Annotated in this window: 19 protein-coding genes and 1 riboswitch; of the genes, 8 read left to right on the forward strand and 11 right to left on the reverse strand. The window is 65.8% G+C overall.

Features of this window, described 5'->3' with window-relative positions; genetic code table 11:
• Window positions 1–15: 15 nt before the first annotated feature.
• Complete coding sequence (locus tag AC07TU_RS09645; protein ID WP_495188376.1) at window positions 16–798, forward strand: alpha/beta fold hydrolase; 783 nt, start codon at window positions 16–18, stop codon at window positions 796–798.
• 13 nt (window positions 799–811) lie between these two features.
• Here the strand turns inward: AC07TU_RS09645 and AC07TU_RS09650 are convergent, their stop codons facing one another.
• The 4 genes from AC07TU_RS09650 to AC07TU_RS09665 all read right to left on the reverse strand — a co-directional run bounded on the left by AC07TU_RS09650 (window position 812) and on the right by AC07TU_RS09665 (window position 3,621).
• Window positions 812–1,807: a hypothetical protein gene (locus AC07TU_RS09650; RefSeq protein WP_495187694.1), complete on the reverse strand. Its 996-nt coding sequence runs from the start codon at window positions 1,805–1,807 to the stop codon at window positions 812–814.
• 59 nt (window positions 1,808–1,866) lie between these two features.
• A complete protein-coding gene (locus AC07TU_RS09655) occupies window positions 1,867–2,205 on the reverse strand; it encodes a YciI family protein (RefSeq protein ID WP_495187695.1) in 339 nt (112 codons plus the stop codon).
• A gap of 55 nt (window positions 2,206–2,260) precedes the next feature.
• Window positions 2,261–2,509: a hypothetical protein gene (locus AC07TU_RS09660; protein ID WP_495187696.1), complete on the reverse strand. Its 249-nt coding sequence runs from the start codon at window positions 2,507–2,509 to the stop codon at window positions 2,261–2,263.
• Window positions 2,510–2,856: 347 nt separating this feature from the next.
• Window positions 2,857–3,621, reverse strand: coding sequence for a class II aldolase/adducin family protein (locus tag AC07TU_RS09665; protein WP_495187697.1), 765 nt, complete (start codon window positions 3,619–3,621; stop codon window positions 2,857–2,859).
• Window positions 3,622–3,712: 91 nt separating this feature from the next.
• Window positions 3,713–3,848, forward strand: a riboswitch (yybP-ykoY riboswitch).
• Window positions 3,849–3,914: 66 nt separating this feature from the next.
• Here AC07TU_RS09665 and AC07TU_RS09670 point away from each other — a divergent pair.
• Window positions 3,915–4,484: a TMEM165/GDT1 family protein gene (locus tag AC07TU_RS09670; protein WP_495187698.1), complete on the forward strand. Its 570-nt coding sequence runs from the start codon at window positions 3,915–3,917 to the stop codon at window positions 4,482–4,484.
• Between the two features lie 10 nt (window positions 4,485–4,494).
• Window positions 4,495–5,370: an ROK family protein gene (locus AC07TU_RS09675; protein WP_495187699.1), complete on the forward strand. Its 876-nt coding sequence runs from the start codon at window positions 4,495–4,497 to the stop codon at window positions 5,368–5,370.
• A 16-nt stretch (window positions 5,371–5,386) separates the two neighbouring features.
• On the opposite strand, the gene AC07TU_RS09680 is transcribed toward AC07TU_RS09675, so the two are convergent.
• Entirely contained in the window at window positions 5,387–6,073 is a 687-nt protein-coding gene (locus tag AC07TU_RS09680; protein ID WP_495187700.1) for a hypothetical protein, read from the reverse strand.
• Between the two features lie 81 nt (window positions 6,074–6,154).
• Window positions 6,155–6,937, reverse strand: a complete 783-nt coding sequence (locus AC07TU_RS09685; RefSeq protein ID WP_495187701.1) for an SDR family NAD(P)-dependent oxidoreductase — start codon at window positions 6,935–6,937, stop codon at window positions 6,155–6,157.
• A gap of 147 nt (window positions 6,938–7,084) precedes the next feature.
• Between AC07TU_RS09685 and AC07TU_RS09690 the strand changes: the two genes are divergently transcribed.
• The 5 genes from AC07TU_RS09690 to AC07TU_RS09710 all read left to right on the forward strand — a co-directional run bounded on the left by AC07TU_RS09690 (window position 7,085) and on the right by AC07TU_RS09710 (window position 11,972).
• Entirely contained in the window at window positions 7,085–8,647 is a 1,563-nt protein-coding gene (locus AC07TU_RS09690) for an AMP-binding protein (protein ID WP_495187702.1), read from the forward strand.
• An 11-nt stretch (window positions 8,648–8,658) separates the two neighbouring features.
• A complete protein-coding gene (locus AC07TU_RS09695; protein WP_495187703.1) occupies window positions 8,659–9,162 on the forward strand; it encodes a flavin reductase family protein in 504 nt (167 codons plus the stop codon).
• Between the two features lie 155 nt (window positions 9,163–9,317).
• On the forward strand, window positions 9,318–10,517 hold the full coding sequence (locus tag AC07TU_RS09700) for an LLM class flavin-dependent oxidoreductase (protein WP_495187704.1): 1,200 nt from the start codon (window positions 9,318–9,320) through the stop codon (window positions 10,515–10,517).
• Window positions 10,518–10,645: 128 nt separating this feature from the next.
• The gene (locus AC07TU_RS09705; protein WP_495187705.1) at window positions 10,646–11,350 is read left to right on the forward strand and encodes a dienelactone hydrolase family protein; all 705 of its coding nucleotides are present in this window, start codon (window positions 10,646–10,648) and stop codon (window positions 11,348–11,350) included.
• 10 nt (window positions 11,351–11,360) lie between these two features.
• On the forward strand, window positions 11,361–11,972 hold the full coding sequence (locus AC07TU_RS09710; RefSeq protein WP_495187706.1) for a carboxymuconolactone decarboxylase family protein: 612 nt from the start codon (window positions 11,361–11,363) through the stop codon (window positions 11,970–11,972).
• A gap of 12 nt (window positions 11,973–11,984) precedes the next feature.
• Here the strand turns inward: AC07TU_RS09710 and AC07TU_RS09715 are convergent, their stop codons facing one another.
• The 5 genes from AC07TU_RS09715 to AC07TU_RS09735 all read right to left on the reverse strand — a co-directional run bounded on the left by AC07TU_RS09715 (window position 11,985) and on the right by AC07TU_RS09735 (window position 18,420).
• Entirely contained in the window at window positions 11,985–12,446 is a 462-nt protein-coding gene (locus AC07TU_RS09715; RefSeq protein WP_495187707.1) for a VOC family protein, read from the reverse strand.
• A gap of 12 nt (window positions 12,447–12,458) precedes the next feature.
• Window positions 12,459–13,907 carry an aldehyde dehydrogenase family protein gene (locus AC07TU_RS09720; protein WP_495187708.1) on the reverse strand — a complete coding sequence of 483 codons (1,449 nt, stop codon included), beginning with the start codon at window positions 13,905–13,907 and terminating at the stop codon, window positions 12,459–12,461.
• Window positions 13,904–14,818: a VOC family protein gene (locus AC07TU_RS09725; protein WP_495187709.1), complete on the reverse strand. Its 915-nt coding sequence runs from the start codon at window positions 14,816–14,818 to the stop codon at window positions 13,904–13,906. The genes AC07TU_RS09720 and AC07TU_RS09725 overlap by 4 nt, the downstream gene beginning before the upstream one ends.
• A 98-nt stretch (window positions 14,819–14,916) precedes the next feature.
• A complete protein-coding gene (locus AC07TU_RS09730; RefSeq protein WP_495187710.1) occupies window positions 14,917–17,400 on the reverse strand; it encodes a TonB-dependent receptor in 2,484 nt (827 codons plus the stop codon).
• Between the two features lie 198 nt (window positions 17,401–17,598).
• The gene (locus AC07TU_RS09735) at window positions 17,599–18,420 is read right to left on the reverse strand and encodes an IclR family transcriptional regulator (RefSeq protein WP_495187711.1); all 822 of its coding nucleotides are present in this window, start codon (window positions 18,418–18,420) and stop codon (window positions 17,599–17,601) included.
• Window positions 18,421–18,559: the final 139 nt, after the last annotated feature.

The following is an 18,559-nucleotide window of genomic DNA, read 5'->3' on the forward strand; positions in this document are numbered from 1 at the left end:
CCCCGCGTGCGTACCATGCGTAACCCGTCCTTCTTCGATCGCTACGTCGATACCCCGGCCGGTCGCCTCTTCACCCGGGAGTGGCGCGCGGCGCCGGTCTCTGCAGTTGCGCCGTTCATACTGTTTCACGACAGCCTCGGATCGGTCGATCAGTGGCGCGATTTCCCCGCGCGGATCGCGTCGGTAACCGGCCGGAGCGTGATTGCGTACGACCGTCTAGGCTTCGGCCGCTCGGACCCGCACCCGGGCCTGCTCCAGCACGACTTCGTCCAGGACGAGGCGCGCTCGGGCCTTTCCCCGATCCGCGCCGCGTTCGCGATCGATCGAATGATCCTGTTCGGCCACAGCGTCGGCGGCGGCATGGCCATCGCGAGCGGCGCGGCGTTCCCCGCCGAGACGGATGCGGTGATCACGCTGGCGGCGCAGGCCTTTACCGAGGACCGGACCCTTGCGGGTATCGAGGCTGCCCGGATCGCGTTCCAGTCGGAAGGCCAGGTCGATCGCGTCGCGAAATATCATGGCGACAAGGCGCGCTGGGTGCTCGACGCCTGGATCGAGACCTGGCGGACGCCCGCCTTCGCGACCTGGTCGCTGGACGACGAACTCCGCCGGCTACGCAGCCCGGTGATGGCGCTGCATGGCGACCATGACGAATATGGCTCGAACGCGCACCCCGAACGCATCGCCGCGCTGACGGGCGGCCGCGCCGTGATCCTTCAGGACTGCCACCACATGCCGCATCGCGAAATGCCCGACGCCGTGCTGAACCTGATCCGCGATTTCGTGCAGACGGTCTAGCAGCCCAAGAGACCTATTTGCCGCCCGCTCGCCGTTGCAATTCCTCGATGGGAACCACCTGGATCGGGTTCGTCTCGAGTTCGCGGTCCATCCGCTTGCGCTCAAGCTCCGAATAGCGCTGCGTGATCTGCTCACAGAGCTGCCTTGCGCTGGCCATGACGGGGGAGGGGGGATAAGGGGCGCCCGCCACGTCCCTCCAAGCCACACCCTCGACGACACAGGCGGGATAGCCTTGCGTCGCAGCGGAGGAGTCATGAAACCCCACAAAGCTGCGCCCGCTTCGCGTCGTAACGTGCGCAATCGGGGAATTGTAGGAACCGGCGGCGGTCGCCCGAACGACCGTGTCTCCGCGCTCGATGAGCGAGTTGACCGCGCCGCTCGCGTCGAAGGTATGATTGACCTCGGATTGTTCGACCAGCCACCCGCGTAACGTGCCGGAACTGGCCTCGCCAAGGGTCGTATAGACCGCCTTGCCGCGATCGCTCCGCCACCGCGCGATGCGCTCCACCTCCACCTGAAGCGGTGCCGCGCACTCGGGTTTGATCACGGCGGCTGGACCGGTCGGTTCAGCCAGCGCAAACCAGCTATGCGTGGGGGTGAGTGGGTCGATGGCCGGGCCGTCGAAGGAAAGGGTGAATCGGCATACCGACAGGTCGCGCCGGGCTTCGAGCATCTTGCCCGATCCATAGACGTCATAGGGACCCGTCAGCACCCAATAGAATACGCCCCGGCGCGGTGTGATGGCGCTGACCAGCGTCCAGCGCCCGTCCTTGAGCTGTTCGTGGCTGACAACGGGCTCATAGTCGCGGTCGCGCGCCTCCCGCGCGGCGCGCTGGCCAAGTTCGGCATAGAGTTGCCGGAACGCATCCATCGGGTTTCGCGCATCGGGCGAGAAGTCGAACGGAACGGTGATGATCTGCCGGTCGCCCTGCTGCGCGGCGGGCTGGGCCGAACACGCTGTGGTGCCGCACAGCGCGGCCAGTGCGGTCGCGCACCATCGATAGGCCATTCTCACAACACTCCCCCAATTGTCGGTTTCTGCCGGGAACCCCCACCCGATCTGCGCGCCTAGCTCGCCGGATCGTACCCGAACTCGCGCAACTCCTGCGCGCAGCGGCACGCGATGGCGATCCGGCGCGCCCAGTCGACCGCTTCTTCGCGCGTCGGCACCTCCAGCACCAGGAACCCGCCATTGAGGCGGCTGCCCGGATAGGTCTCGCTGGACACTGATCCGTCGCCGGAGACCCGCACCGGCGCGACGCCCTCGTCGATCCCGCCGCCGAAGACATAGACGCCGGCTGCCTTCGCCTCCTCGACTACCGCATGCGAGTCGACGGAGACGGCCGGCAGTTCCTCGTCAGTGACCTGCATGGCCTCGGCGGGAAAGGAGATGAGGTACTTGGTCATGCCGCGATGATGCATCGGCGGCCGGGCAGCGGCAAGGCCATCAACAGGCACGCGATCATCGCGCTGCCGCCTCGATCCAGTTCGGGAAATCGACCGCCAGATGCCAGCAATGCTGGGTGATCATGCGGCCGGGAACGCTGGCGGGAAACTCGACGGTCAGCAGCGCGCGAAAGCCTTCGCCTTCCTGGCGGAACTGGTGGCGAACCCCGCCGATCGCCAGGCCGTCGGTCAGCCGCGCGATCCCGGCGACCTGATGGGTGTAGCCGGGGCGATGCGGCATCCGGTCTGCGCCGACGTCTCGCATGTGGACAATCAGGCACGGGACGGGGTTGCCGACCTGTCGACACTCCTGTCGATATTTTCGCTGTCCGGTCTGCGCAAAGTGGAATTGCGAAAAGCGCATCCGCCAACATCGGCACCGACATGTTCCACGATGCCTTCGTCCGCACCGCCCGCACCGTCACGTCCTCGCTTATGCCCGGCGATTTCCGCCCTTCATGCAAGCCATGGATTAACCAGATTAAATCTGGTTTATTTTCCTACATGATCCAAATGGGTTATAATTGAGTCCATGACCTGCTGGCGAAAAGGCGAAGGAGAACAACGTCACCCGATGCGAAAAGCGTGTGAACCTTGGCGGTCCGCGACGCGCTATTCGCGCCAGCTCTTGTCGGTCCGGTCGACCAGCCGGACCATCGCGGCGAAGTCGGCCGCGCCGGGCGCGATCGATGCCTGCGCCATGTGCAGGTCGCGCTGATGGACCGCGATCACGTCTTCGGACACGACCAGCGGCTTGCCCATCGACAGGGTGGCGAGCTGGATCTCGCAGGCGCGCTGGAGCGCCCAATGCTTGACGAACGCCTCGGGCAGGGTGCGGCCCATTGCGACGATGCCGTGGTTGCGCAGCAGCAGCATGCGCTTGTCGCCAAGGTTCTCGATCAGCCGGTCGCCTTCCTCGTCGCGCACCGTCACGCCCTCGAAGTCGTGATAGGCGATCTGCCCGGCGAAGTTGCAGGCGTAGAAGTTGATCGGCTGAAGCCCGCCCTCCAGGCTGCTCACTGCCATCCCCGCGGTGGTGTGGGTGTGCATGATGCAGTGCACGTCGGGCAGGTTGCGGTGGAACACCGAATGCTGGACGAAGCCGGCGCGGTTGACGAGGTAGGGGCTGCCGTCGAGCTTGTTGCCGTCGATGTCGATCTTGACCAGGTTCGACGCCTTCACCTCGCTGAAGTGCAGCCCGAACGGGTTGATCAGGAAGGCGTGATCCTCGCCCGGCACCTTCAGTGTGATGTGGTTGTAGATCATCTCGGACCAGCCGAGCATGTCGAACACCCGGTAGACGGCGGCGAGCTGCTGGCGCGCCTCCCATTCGGCGTCGGTCATGACGCGGGTGGTCTCGGCGGCGGCGGTGGCCATGATACCCTCTCCATTTTTCGTGGTTGCGGTATGTATGCCATGACTGGACGGGGCAGGGCAACTTGCGTTCTGCCGGTGAAGCAGCTAGGGGCCGCCACAGTCATCTGGGGAGTAGCCAGCCGTCTTCGGACGGGCCTCCGCGTCAACATACTTGGTCGAGAGACCATGGCGCGAAGGGAGCAGGGACTTCGGTCCCGTTCGGGCGAGACCAATGGCGCCATGCTTTCCGCTCAGGCCGGGCGGGAGGGTATGGTGTCGTTGGAGTTTCGCACCGCCCGGCCCGGAGACCTGTCTTGGAAGCCTTCCTCACCTCCACCGCGCTGGTCGCGCTCGCCGAGATCGGCGACAAGACCCAGCTGCTCGCGATCGTCCTCGCCACCCGCTTCAAGCGGCCGGTGCCGATCATCCTCGGCATCCTCGTCGCGACGCTCGCCAACCATTTCCTCGCGGCGCTGGTCGGTCAGCAGGCGGCGGCCTGGCTCGAAGGGGCGTGGTTCCGCTACCTGATTGCCGCCTCCTTCATCGCGATGGCGGCCTGGACGCTGATCCCCGACAAGCTCGACGATCTGGAGGACAAGCCGGCGAAGTTCGGCGCCTTCGTCACCACCGTCATCGCCTTCTTCCTGGTCGAGATGGGCGACAAGACCCAGGTCACGACGATCGCGCTCGGCGCCCGCTTCGCGGAGGTCGGCTGGGTCACCGCCGGCACGACGCTCGGCATGATGATCGCCAACGTCCCGGCGGTCTTCCTCGGCAACGAACTGGTCAAGCGCGTGCCGCTCCGCACCGTTCGCATCGTCGCGGCCCTCATGTTCCTCGCCATCGGCATCTGGATGCTCGCGCAGACCGCTTTGGCCGGATAGGCTGGCGCGCATGAGCGACATGCGAACCTGGCTGGCGATCGAGACCGGCGGCACCAAGCTTCTGGCGCGGCTGGTGCAGGGCGATGCGATCGTGGCCGAGCAACGCTGGGCCACGACCACACCGGAAGCGGCGGAGGCGGAACTGCTCGCCTTTGCCGGGCATACGCCGCTTGCGGGGGTGGGGATCGCTGCGTTCGGTCCGATCGTGGTCGACCCGGGGGCGTCGAACTTTGGCGAGGTGCTGGCGACGCCCAAGCCCGGCTGGACTGGCGCCAATCTGCGGGCTGGGCTCGAACGGGCATTGGACGTGCCGGTCGCGGTCGATACCGACGTCAATGCCGCCGCACTGGCCGAGGCGGCGATGGGGGCGGGGCAGGGATGTGCCAGTCTTGGCTATGTCACCGTCGGCACGGGTATCGGCGCGGGGCTGGCACGCGAGGGCCGGACGCTCACCGGTGCGCTTCACCCCGAAATGGGCCACGTTCCGGTGCTGCGGTTCGAGGGGGACGCAACCCCCAGCGCCTGCCCCTTCCATCCGAGCTGCGTCGAGGGGATGGCCGCCGGCCCCGCCCTGCAACGGCGGCTCGGTGGGAAGGCGCTCGAAAACTCGCCCGCCGATTTCGCCGCAGTGGCCGACTATATCGGTCAGTTCTTCGCGACGATCGTCCTCGTCTGGTCGCCGCACCGCATCGTCGCGGGCGGCGGGGTTATGGACGTGCCGGGCCTGAGGGAGGCGGCGGCCGGTCGGATGCGCCTCGCGCTGGGCGGCTATGGCGTGGGAAGCGCGGCCGGCGAGCCCGGCTTCATCCGGCCCGCTGCCCTCGAGCACGCTGGGCTCGAGGGTGCGCTGATCCTTGCCCGTCAGGCCGCGGCGCGCACTGGCTAGCGCGCCGCGAACGAGATCACTCGCCGTCGCGGTCGAGTGGCATCACGTCGATGAAGCGGTTGCGCGCGTCGAAGCGGCAACGGAAGCGCTTGATGCCCTCGCGGCCCTTGTCCGCGGTTCCTTCGATCCGCGTGCCGCCGCCCGGTGCGGCGACCGGCCGCCCGGTGCGGACATAGGCCGGGCGCAGGCCGTACAGCCCCGCAGCCTCGCCGCGGCAATAGGCGCCCATATTGCCGGCGGAGATCGGCGGACCCGATCCGTTGCCCATGCCGGGACCACCCGGTCCACCCGGGCCGCCCATCTGGCCGCTGACGTCGACATCGAGCGCGTAGGTCGCGCTTTCCCCGCGCCGCGCGGCATTGCGCATCAGATAGACACGGATGCGGTAATCGCCCGTCTGCGGAAGCCGCCCGCTGAAGCTGTTCCCGCCATTGGAGCCGATGAACATCGCGCTCTGCGCGCCCGGCGCGATGACGTTGAAATAGGCTGACGCGTTGCTGCTGCGCATGTTCACGCGCATCGTCTGCCCGGCGCGCGCGCCGACGATATAGTCGAGGGTCGAATAGCCGCGGATCGTCCCGCGCACGACCTGTGAAGATGCACCGCGCGGGAATTGTACACGCTCGCTGCGCGTCGGCGACTGGGCGACGGCCGGTGCGACGATGCACAGGCTGGCCGCGGCAAGCATCAATGGCTTTTGCATCTGAAGTCTCCTCGGCGGGAACGCCGCCGGAAGAACGCTATCACTGCGCCTTTGTTGCGCGAAGCCAACAATTTACCGCGGCTATGCCTGCGCCGGCATGACCCAGTCGGACTTGAGACCCGTCTCGGAGAGATATTTGGTCGTCGCCCAGCCGCCATCGACCAGGATGGTCTGGCCGTTGATCATCTCCGACGCGGGTGAACAGAGAAAGGCGATGACGTTGGCGATGTCCTCCGCCCGGCCAAGCCGCGGATAGGGCGTCATATGGACATTCATCTTGATGAAGCCCGGATCATCCAGCCGCCCCTCGGTCATCGGCGTCGGCACCACGCCCGGCGCGACGGCGTTGCAGCGGATGCCGCGCGCGCCATAATGTGCTGCCATATGCAGCGTGAGGCCGGTCAGCCCCGCCTTCGCCGCCGAATAAGGGCCGCCGCGCAGACCGCCCACCACCGCGAAGGTCGAGGTGACATTGACGATCGACGCGCCCTGCTTGAGGTGCGGCAGCGCCTCGCGCATCAGCCGGAACGGCGCGCGCAGCATCAGTGCCAGGACATAGTCGAGGGTCGCGTCGTCAGTCTCGCCGACCGGCGTGGGACGCCCGATCCCGGCATTGTTGACCAGATGATCGATCCGCCCCCAGCGGTCGATCGCGGCGTTGACCACGCGGCACGGTGCAGCGTCCTCGGTGAGGTCGGCGGACAGGGTGGCGAGCAGCGACAGGTCCGGCACGACATCCGCCAGCGCAGCGAGCTTGTCGATATCGCGGCCTACGCCGAGCACGGCGATACCCGCTTCGGTCAGCTTCCTGACGGTCTCCCGCCCGATGCCGCTCCCGGCGCCGGTGACGATCGCGACCCGCATATCCCCTCCTTGGCATTTTTGCTGGCTTGATTATAGAAGATGTCCAGACATGTTTCATCATAAAACTGGCAGCGGGAGAGGCGGGTGGCGAGCGCAGGGCGTATATCGGAGCGGATCATCGCGGGGCGGCGGCTCCGCTGGGATGATATGCGTGCGGCCGAAGCCTGCGCGCAGGGCTGGTGGAGCCGTGCCACGCTCGGTGACGAACTTGAGCGCGCCGCGCGCGAAACGCCCGGCCGGGTACTGGTCGAGGATGGCGCGTGTCGGCTGGACTGTGCAACCCTGTTGCGCGATGCGCGCGCGCTTGCCACGGCAATGCTGGAATTCTGCGCGCCGGGCAGTGTGATCTCGATGATGTTGCCCAATTGGGCGGAGGCGGCGATCGTCTATCACGCCGCGACGCTGGCGGGGATGGTGGTGCATCCGATCCTCCCCTCGATGGGCGAGCGCGAGATCGCGTTCATGCTCGACGATGTGCAAAGCCAGATGGTGTTCGTGCCGCATGCCTTTCGCGGGCGCGACTATCTGGCGATGCTCGAAGCCGTGTGCGTGGGGCTGACAGATCCGCCCCGGATCGTGGCCGTTCGCGACGAGTCGTCTGGTCAAATTTCGTTTGAATCCTTGCTTGCCACCCAGGCGGCGCAAACGCTCCCCCAGGTCGATCCGGATGGGGTGCGGATGATCATGTATACGTCAGGCACCACCGGGCGGCCCAAGGGGGTGATGCACAGCCAGAACTCGATCGGTGCGCTGATCCGCCAGCTCGGCGCGCACTGGCTGATCGCGCCCGGCGACCGGTTCCTGGTGCCGTCGCCGATCAGCCATATCGGCGGGTCGATCTACGCGTTCGAGATGCCGGTGATGCTCGGCACATCCGCGGTGCTGATGGATCAATGGGATGCGGCTGGCGGCCTCGCGCTGATGCGCGAACGGGGTGTGACCCATATGGCGGGTGCCACGCCCTTTCTTGAGCAGTTGCTTGCGACTGCCAAGGCGGAGGGAGAGCGGCTCCCCGCGCTCAAGCTGTTCGTGTGTGGAGGCGCAGGCGTACCGCCCCGGCTGATCGAGGAGGCGGCGGCGCAATTCTCCGGCGCGGTGGTAACGCGGGTCTATGGATCCACCGAAGTGCCGGTGGTGACGATCGGGACGATCGACCGGTCGGATACCCGTCGCGCCGCGCAGACCGATGGCCGCACTGGGATCGCACAGGTGAAGCTCGCGATCGGTGACGTGCCCGGTGGGCAGGAGGTCGTCGCGCGCGGTCCGCAGATGCTGGTCGGCTATCATCGCATCGAGGACGAGGTCGCTGCCTTCGATGCCGAAGGTTATTTCCGTACCGGCGACCTCGGGCATTTCGTGGACGATGCCTATCTTGTCATATCCGGGCGAGCGAAGGACATCATCATCCGCAATGGTGAGAATATCGCGCCCAAGGAGATCGAGGATCTGCTTGCGGCGCACCCGGCAGTTGCGGAGGTTGCGATCGTCGGGCTGCCCGATGCCAGGACGGGCGAGAGCGCCTGCGCGATCGTAGTTCCGCGGGGCGATGCGGTTCCGGACCTTGCGGACCTTACCGGCTTTCTGCGTTCCGCGGGCGTCGCGCGCTTCAAATGGCCCGAACGGCTCGAATTGTGGGATGCGCTCCCCAAAAATGCCACCGGCAAGGTGGTGAAGCATGAAATCCGCGCCACATTGATGGCGCAGGCGTGAAAGGACGATCGATGCAGGATGTGGCGGAGGGGCTGAAGGCGGCGATGCGGCGGATGCCTGGCCCGGTGGCGCTGGTGACCACCACCGATCCCGACGGCGGTGGCTATGCAGGGCTGGCCGCGTCGGCGGTGATTCCCGTGTCGATGGAGCCGCCCTCGATGCTGGTCGCGATCAACCGCGGCGCCAGCGCGCATGCGACGGTCGCGCGCGCCGGGCGGTTCTGCATCAACCTGCTCTGCATCGGGCAGACCGATCTGGTCCGGGTCTTTTCGAGCCCGGCGCGCCGGGCGGAGCGCTTCACGGGAGAGGGGTGGGCCGCACACGACGGGCTGCCCTATCTCCCCGCTGCCTGTGCGAGCATCTTCTGCACCGTCGGGACGACGCAGCATTTCGGCACGCACGAGCTGTTCGTCGGCGCGGTCGATGATGTGATCGCGGGCGCCGGTACCGAGCCGATGGGCTGGATCGAGGGCGATTTTGCACGGATGCTGGGCCTTCAGACGCAGTTGACGTAAAATGTTACGGACATGTTTGTCGGCTTGATGAGCTTGACAGGCTGAATTGTGCAGGATTAGTCTGGACAAAAGATAAGTTCCGCGACTCATCGAAGGGCGCGGACGGATTTAGGACTCGCCGGCGGCGTGCATGCCGGCGAATGAGGAGACGGTCCATGAAGGTCAATATCGGCATCGGTTGTCACAATTCGCGCGACTGGGACCGCTTTCTCGCGGGCGCCTGGGACAAGCCGATGGAGACCCCGGACCACGACATCGTCATGGCGGCAATCGAGATGGGCGACATGGCGGAGAAGCTGGGCTTCGACGGCATCTGGGCGCCCGAGCACAACGGCACGCCCTATGGCATGACGCCCAACCCGATCCAGCTGCTGACCTATTTCGCCGGACGGACCGAGCGTGTGAATCTGGGCACGATGGTCGCAGTGACGCCGTGGTGGCATCCGACGCGCCTCGCGCACCAGATCGCCTATCTCGACATCATCTCGAACGGCCGGTTCGATACGATCGGCCTTGGCCGCGGCGTCGCCAAGTCGGAATTCGAGGCGGTCGGGGTTCCGCGCGACGAGGCTCGCCAGCGCTTCGATGAGACGATCGATATCCTCAAGCTCGCCTTCACGCAGGAGCGCTTCTCCTATGATGGCGAGATCTTCAAGCTGCCCGAAATGTCGATCCGGCCGCAGTACAAGACCAAGGATCTGGCCGAGCGCTTCTACGGCGCGTCCTCGACCGGGCCGTCGCTGGAGATCAACGCGCGCCGGGGGCTGAAGCCGCTGTTCGTGGGCAACAAGTCGATCCAGGCCGCGGGCGAGGAGGTGAAGCTGGTCAACACCTTCCGTCAGGAAATGGGCCTGCCGCCGTGCCAGCCCAAGAATGTGCTGTTCATGTACTGCTCGATGGACGCCGACGCGGCCGAAAAGGCGGCGGAGTTCATCAACGACGCCAATCGCGACGTGACGGCGCATTACGGGTTCGGCGATCCCAAGAATTTCGAGGGCGTGAAGGGCTATGAATCCTACGCCGCACGGCAGGCCTATGCCACCGCGCCGCAGCAGGGCGCCGGTCAGCCGGCCGTCGCGGAAGAGGCGCAGGGCCAGAAGAAGAGCCCGGGCTATGACGAGACCAATCTGCTGATCGGCCGGCCGGAGACGATCATCGAGCGGATCATGGCCGGGCAGAAGGAAGCGTCCTTCTCCGAAGTGACGATCCTGCCCAATTTCGGTTCGATGCCGATGGACGAAGCGCACAAGAGTCTGCGCCTGTTCGCGCAGGAGGTGCTGCCGGTGATCCACAAGATGGAAGCGCCGCTCCAGCCGCATGTGCTTCCCGATCCGCAGGCGGTTGCTGCCGCCTGAGGGGCCGGGCGCGGCGCTTTGGGGAAGGCGCCGCGCCCCCAAAATTCCAGCTGAGACGATCCGGGCGGCGGGCATGTGCCTGCCGCGCCGCGCAATCCTGCGCGCAGCATTCGACGAGGAGAGGGGCGATGGCGAGCGATGTGACCTATGAGATCGGGGGCCGCAGCTACACCGGCTATCTGGCGGACGGATCGGGCGGCAAGCCGTCGCCCGGCGTGCTGGTGATCCATGAGGCCAACGGTCTGGGCGATCATGCGCGCAGAAAGGCGGATATGCTGGCCGAGGCAGGCTATGTCGCCTTTGCGGCCGATCTCTATGGCGAGGTTGCGGATACGCTCGACGATGCGAAGAAGCTCGCCGGGCCGCTGATGACCGATCCCGACGAACTGCGTACCCGTTGCAAGGGCGCGCTCGACGTGTTGCGGCGTCAGTCGAATGTTGATTCGAACAGGCTCGCGGCGATCGGTTTCTGCTTTGGCGGCAGCGCGGCGCTGGAACTGGGGCGGTCGGGGGCTGATCTGCGTGCCATCGTCGGCTTCCATTCGGGCCTCAAGACCTCGCGTCCCGACGATACGGCGGCGATCCGGGCGAAGCTACTGGTCTGTCTGGGCGATGCCGATCCGCTGATCCCGGGTGAGGTACGCGACGCCTTCATGGACAATGTGCGCGCGGCGAAGCTCGACGCGCAGATGATCCTCTATTCGGGTGTCGGGCACAGCTTCACCAACCCCGATGCCGCGCGTTTCGGCGTCGCCGGCTGCCACTATGACGCGACCGCCGATCGCCGGAGCTGGGCGGCGATGCATGCGCTGTTCGATGAGATGTTCGCCTGAGGAGGCTGTAATGGACTTTCCGAAACTCTCGAAAGGCGACCTGAACCCGGAACAGGCCCGGCTGTGGAACGAGCTTACGATCGGCCCGCGTGGCTTCTACACCGGCGGGCCGGATACGAAGGCACTGCCCGAGCTCTATAATGCCTGGCTCCAATTCCCCGAATTCGGCCAGCTGATGCTCAAGCTTGCCGACGCGATCCGTGCCCAGCCCGATCTGAGCGCGAAGCGGCGTGAGATCCTCGTGCTGACCACGTCAGTTCAGCTTGGCTGCCGGATCGAATATGATTTCCACGCGGTGTTCGCGCGGCATCAGGGGTTGAGCGACACCGTGATTGCGGCGATCGGCGAGGGCGTGGATCCGCGCTTTGACGATGCCGGCGACCGTGCGGTCTACGACGCCAATGTCGAGCTGGTGAAGACCGGCACGCTGACCGATGCGACGCGCGATGCGGTGGCGGCAGCGATCGGGCTGCCGGGCCTGATGCAGCTTATCGCTGCGGTCGGGCTCTATACCGTGGTCGCCTATTCCTCGAACGTTGCGCGTGTCGAGATGGCGAAGGACTTCAAGGCCAATGGCGACCAGCTCAAACGCTTCTTCGAGAATAATGCTGCGGGCGGCTGAGCCGCCCGCGCCTCAGCGGTTCCAATGCTCGGCCGGGGCCTGCGCATATTCGAGGAAATGGCCCAAAGTCGCGCGGGCATCTACATAGATGAACTTCGCGAGCTTGTAGCCGCCCGCCATCACGACCCGGCGTCCGGCCGCTTCATGCGCCGCGCGAACCGCTTCGATATCGTCGGTGCGCATGCCGATGTGGTGCAGGCATAGCGGCTGACCCGGCAGCAGCAGGTCGGTGAAGATCTCGGTCGCACCGGACACCGGCTGCAGCACTTCCAGCGTCAGATGACCGACGGTCGCGATCGCCACACGCATCCCGATGTCGCGATCCCCCTGTGGCGTCCAGACGGTGTTCTCGACGAAATTGTCGCCGCCCAGCCCCTTGAAGGCGGGTACGCCGAATTGCCGCTCCAGGATCGCGATTCCCTGATCCAGATCGGGGGTGACATAGGCGAGCTGATACTGGTTCTCGTAGAACATGGGCCTCTCCCGTCAGATGACGCCGTGGTTGATGCAGGCGGTCTTGGTTTCGGTGAAGAATTCGGCGGTCGCGGCACCCTGTTCGCGCGCGCCATACCCCGAAGGCGCTCGGCCGCCGAAGGGGACATGATATTCCGCACCCGATGTTGGCGCGTTGACCACCACCATGCCTGCGCGGACGGTCCGCCGGAATTTCTCCGCAGCCGACAGGTTCGTCGTGCAGATCGCGGAAGACAGTGCGAATTCGCTGTCGTTCGCGATGGCGAGCGCTTCGTCCAGATCCTCGGCCTTCAGCACCGCGGCGACCGGCCCGAACACCTCTTCCTGCGCAAGCCGCATCTTCGCCGTGACGCCCGCGAACAGGGCAGGGGCGAAGTAATGGCCCTCGGTCGGCCGCTCGAGCCGCTCGCCGCCGCACATCAGCTCGCCGCCCTCGGCGCGCGCGATATCGACATAGGAAAGATCCTTGGCGAGCTGAGCTTCGGTCGCGACCGGCCCGATCTCGCTTTCCGCGTCGAGTGCGTGGCCGACGCGCAGTGCCTTTGCCCGTGCCGTCAGCTTCTCGACAAAGGCGTCATGCACGCCATGCGTCACGATCAGCCGGCTCGACGCGGTGCAGCGCTGGCCGGTCTGGAAGAAGGCGCCGTCGAGTGCGACCTGAACCGCCTGGTCCAGATCGGCATCGTCCAGCAACACCAGCGGGCTCTTGCCCCCCAGCTCGAGCTGCACCTTCTTCATGCCGCGTGCGGCATGCTGGAGGACATGGCGCCCGGTCGGCGTCGACCCGGTGAAGCTCACCGCATCGGTCGCATCGATCAGCGCATCGCCAAGCTCGGCGCCCGATCCGTGGAGCAGATTGAATACGCCCGCCGGGACGCCTGCATCGGCCAGGATCTGCGCCAGCGCTGCGCCGCAGCCGGGGGTGAATTCGCTCGGCTTGAACAGCACCGAGTTGCCATAGGCGAGCGCCGCGGCGATTTTCCACGCGGCGGTGGCGAAGGGGAAGTTCCAGGGCGTGATCAGCGCGACGACGCCGACCGGCTCATGCGCGACGACGATGTCGAACCCGTCGCGCAGGCTGGGGAAATGTCCGCCCGCGTGCCGCACTGTCTCGCCCGAGTAGAAGTGGAAGATCTGCCCGGTGCGGATCACCTCGCCATATGCGTCCTTGCGCACCTTACCCTCCTCGCGCGCGAGCAGTTCGGCGAGCGTATCGGCACTGGCGTAGATCGCGTTGGCTGCGCGCAGCAGCAGGTCGGCGCGCATCTGGACGTTCGATCGGCCCCAGCGCGCCTGCGCGCGCCGGGCGGCAGCGACCGCCTCTTCGACCTCCGCCATACCCGCCCAGCAATAGTCGCCGATCGTGTCGGAAAGATCGGAGGGGTTGACGCTCGGCTCACGCCGCCCGGTCTCCCGCCACTGCCCGTCGATCAGCAGGCGATGCTCGAGTCCGTAGCTCATCGGCGGGCGCTTTCGATCAGTTCGACCTCATAGCCGTCGCCGTCCCGGACAAAGGCGCGCAGCGGCGCGCCAGGATGCGTCAGCCGCGGCGTCTCGGTGCAGGCAAAGCCCAGTGCGGTCAGCCGCTCGACCGCCGCGGCGACATCGGCGACGCCGATCGCGACATGGCCATATCCGGTGCCGCGCGTGTAGGGCTCACCGGGTTCGCGATAGCAGGCCAGCTCGATGCTGCGTCCGGCATCGCCGCTGTCATAGCCGACGAACAACGCCGTCACGCCGCCGCGAAAGTCGATCTCGACCCGCTCGCGCTCGGCCATGCCCAGCCCGTCGAGATAGAAGCGCCGCGCGCGATCGAGATCCGCGATGCGCAACATGGTGTGCAGGATGCGCGGCCGTCCGTCATCGGGGCCCAGGATCACGCCATTCGCGTCGAAGGGCGGCACATCTTCAGCCTGCGGAGCCCGGCGCGTCTGCACCAGCTCGATCGCATAGTCGTCCGGGTCGCGTATGAATGCGCAGCGCGGCCCGCCCGGTGCGATCACGCCGGGCGCGAGCATCTCCGCTGCGCCGTGTTCGATCGCATGGGCAAAGGCGGTATCGACGTCGGGAACGCCGATCGCGACATGGCCATAGCCGGTGCCATGCGCAGGGGATTCCGCCTGGCGATACCGGACCAGTTCGAGCAGCGCGCCGCGATCCGCGCCTTCATACCCCAGGAACAGCGCGGTTGCGGCCTTCTCGGGAACCTCGATCCGCTCGATCACCGCCATGCCGAGCCCGCTTGTGTAGAAATCGGCCGCTCGGCCAATGTCTGCGATCCGCAGCATCGTGTGCAGTATGCGCGGCCGTCCATCATGGGGACCAAGCAGCATGCCGCGCGGATCGAACGTCTTGCTTTCGGCAAGATGCATCGCCTCTCTCCCAAAATACGGACGGCGGGCGGGGCGACCCTGCTCCGCCCGCCGTCGCCGGAGCGCCGAAGCGTTCCGGGGGTGCCCCTCCCGGCCGCCTAGCGCCCGCCGAAGATCGCGCCGGGCTTGAGCTTCAGGCGCAGCCACACCTCGCGGCCGCGGTCGAGCGAGCAGGCCGCTTCGTCGCTGCCCGCCGGCCCCTTGGTCGCGGCGCCCGCCACCAGTCCGCCCAGGATGGTGCCGTTCTGTGCATTGGTGTTGAAGCAGATCGCCCGGGTGATCTTGTCGCCGATATTGTTGCCGACGAGCGAGACTTCCCAGCTGTCATCGTCCGCGCCGATCGCAAGGTTGGCGTTGAACTTGGTGAAGGCCTCCTGCCGGAAGTTGGGCAGGTCCACCAGCGTGGTCACATAGGACGATGTGTAGTTCAGGTCGCCGCCGAACCGGACCTTCACCCCGCCGCCGACGGAAGTCTCATAGTTGAAGCCTGCGGTGCCGGTCCATTCGGGCGCACGCACCAGTTGGCGACCGGTCAGGTCCTGCGCATTGTAGCGGCCGAGCGCGGCGTTGAAGAGCTTGTTGCATCCTTCGGCGATCGTCTGGCCATTGCCGCACGGTGCGTTCGGGAAGCTGCTGTAGCGCGCGTCATTATAGGCGATTGCTGCGCGCAGCGAGAGGCCGGGCGCACCGCGCGGGAGGAAGCTCAGATCCGCTTCCACGCCCCTGACGTCCGCCGAGGCCGCGTTGAGCGTGCGCTGGGCGAAGGTGAAGCCGGTGCCGCCAGGGATGGCGCTCAGTTCCAGCGCGCCGACCTGCAGGTCCGAATAGTCATAGCTATAGGCGGCAAGGTTGAACTGGAGTTGCCGGTCGAACAGCCGCGATTTGAGACCGGCCTCGAACCCTTTGACCTGCTCGTCGCCGAAGGAGGCGAGCGTGTTGGCGGGGACGAAGTTGATCGAGTTGAACGATCCCGATTTGAAGCCCTGCTTGTAGTTGACGAACAGCGTCAGGTCTTCGGTCGGCTTGTAGGTCAGCGAGATCTCGGGCGAGATGTTCGCGGCGCGGATCTTGGGATCGGGGCGGGTGAGGGGACCGACCGGCCCGTTGCCGGGGTTCAGGTTCACCTCCAGATGGCGGCGCGTCTCGTCGGTCCAGCGGGCGCCGGCGGCGAGCTCCAGCTTGTCGGTCACGTCCCACAACAGCTGGCCGAAGACCGAGAAGGATTCGATCCACACATCGTGATCGACATTCTGGATCACCGCGGGCAGGCCGACGCGGCTGTTGCCCATGATCTTCACCAGATTCTGCTGGTGCCCGTCCTGGTAGAAGGCGCCCATCATGAAGTTGACCGGGCTGTCCTTGAAGTCGGAGGTGATGCGCAGCTCCTGGGTGAACTGCTTGTTCGACCAGGTGTAGTCCTGAACGAACGGCGTGATCGCCGCGGTGGTCGCGCCGTGCATCAGCGAGTCATAGTCGTTCTTGTAATAGCCGGTGACCGACGCGACCGAGAGGCCGGGAACGACGTCGAGATTCTGCTCCAGCGTGCCGAAGATCTGGCGCGAGTCACTGAAGAAGATGCCGCCGTTGCGCGGGTTGCCCGGGAAGGATGCCGGATCGGCCCAGGGGAAGCGGAAATAGCGGTCCTGCTTGCAATCCTCGCCCGTCAGGAAGGGGATGTTGCCCGGCGCGACCGGCCCCAGGCCATCGGGGCAATAGACGAGCTGGGTCATCGAGATCGCACCGTCGATGCGATCCTTGGTGTAGTTGAACTTGAGGCGGGCGTTATAGCTTGCACTCGGCTTCCACACCGCGGTGCCGCGCAGGATCCAGCCTTCGATCTTCTGATCGTCATAGCTGGGGGTGATGCTGCCCCAGTTGGGGAGGGCCACGCCCTTGTTCTTGAAATAGCCCTGCGAGCTTGAATATTTGCCCGCGAAGCGCAGGCCGAGCGTGTCGGAGACCGGTCCGGAGACGATCAGCTCGCCGATCACCTCGTCCGCCTCGAATTCATAGCCGGTGCGCGCGATCAGCTCGAATTCGTTGCCGGGATCGGCGGTGCGCAGCGAGATGACGCCGCCAGGGCTGTTCTTGCCGTAGAAGAGCGACTGCGGCCCCTTCAGCACCTCGATCTGGGCGAGGTCGAACATGCCCGCCTGGTAGGCGACGCCCTGGCTCAGGCCGAGGCCGTCGATGTTGAGCGAGATCGACTGGTCCATCGTCGCGTTCTGCGCGGTGGTGCCGACGCCGCGCAGCGTGACCTGAAGACCCACCGAATTGGTGTGCTGGCCGACGAGCATGCTGGGGACATAGGATTTCATCGACGACAGGTCGTCGATCGCGGTCTCTTCGATCAGCGATTCCGACAGCACGGTCGCGACCACGGGAACGTTGAGGATCGATTCCTGACGCTTGCGCGCCGTGATGATCACCTCGTCGCGTTGCGCATCGGCGGTGGAGGTGTCTTCCTGCTGGCCGGCTGCGGGCGGTGGCGCGGCGGGCGCTTCCTCTGCGGCGGCGGGCGCTGCCCAGGACATCAGGCCGATCACGGCGATCGACGACAGCAGAACGGTCTTGGAACGCATTCCTTCCTCTCCCCTCCATAGCCCTTGTACCGGGCATTTTTTTGCTTCTGAAGCGTTGGACCCGTCGCCGCATCGATGATGTTGCCCGGACCAATTGCTATCTTCGTAGGCGTCAATGATCTATTTTGTCCAGACTATAACAGAGGCTACTCACGAGTAAACCCCTCTGAATCTCTCATCTTGTCCGTACTTAAATGGCTAATTTCTCGCATTTATGACCGGTTGGATGGGCGTGACCGTGAATCGAGGTTCGCTGCCGAGTCGCGTTGAAAGCGATCGCGATGCCGCGACCAGATCCCGGCGCAATGCGGCGAGTCCGTCGCGCATCGCGGTGCCGATGCCGATCGCGACCAACGCGTGGCTCGGTGGCTGCGCCGCCTGCCGGACCGGGGCGGCGGCCACGGTCACGCCTGCGATGTAATTGCCGGTATCGACGGCCCAGCCCCGGCTGCGCGTCTCGGCGACCTCTCGCAACCAGTCTTCATATCGGGGTGGGGTGTCCCAGCGCAGGCGATGGAATCGCGCTTCGATCTCGGTGTCGGCGTGACCGCCAAATGCAGCGACGCAGCGGCCAGTGGCGCTGATCAGTGCCGGGAAGCGGCTGCCGATCCGGGTGCTCAATTGCAGTGTTCGTCCCGATTGCGCCATCGCGACGACGACGATCGGGTCGAGGCCGGCGATGCGTACGCCCAGTGTCGTGACCTGGTGCTGTTGACTGATCCGGTCGAGCAGCGGCTGGGCGAGGTTGCTGAACGTGTCGCGCTCCAGCCAGTGGCGCGCGAGGGTGAGGATCCCTGCGTCGAGTGCGTAGCGCTTGGTTTCCGGATCGAACGCCACCAGCTCCTCGGCTGCCAGCGCGCGCAATGCGTAAAGGCAGGTGCTGGGCACGAGTCCCAGCTCGCGCGCGATCGGGTGGACGCCCAGCGGAGTCTCGCTGCGTCCCAGCAGGCGGAGAATGGCCGCGGCACGTGCGATGGCGGGCGCCTTTGTCGATGTATCCGGACTAATTGACTTGCCCATGGCGTGATCCCTTGCGGCAGCGATCTCAATTAAAGTGCTGATTTAACTAATTTATATGTCTGATATGTTCGATATATCGAACACTATTCGATATTTACAACGTTGATATCCATATGTCATTTGTCCGGTCATATCTAGG

It is taken from the genome of Sphingomonas sp. GW821-FHT03E12 (genome assembly GCF_059420685.1).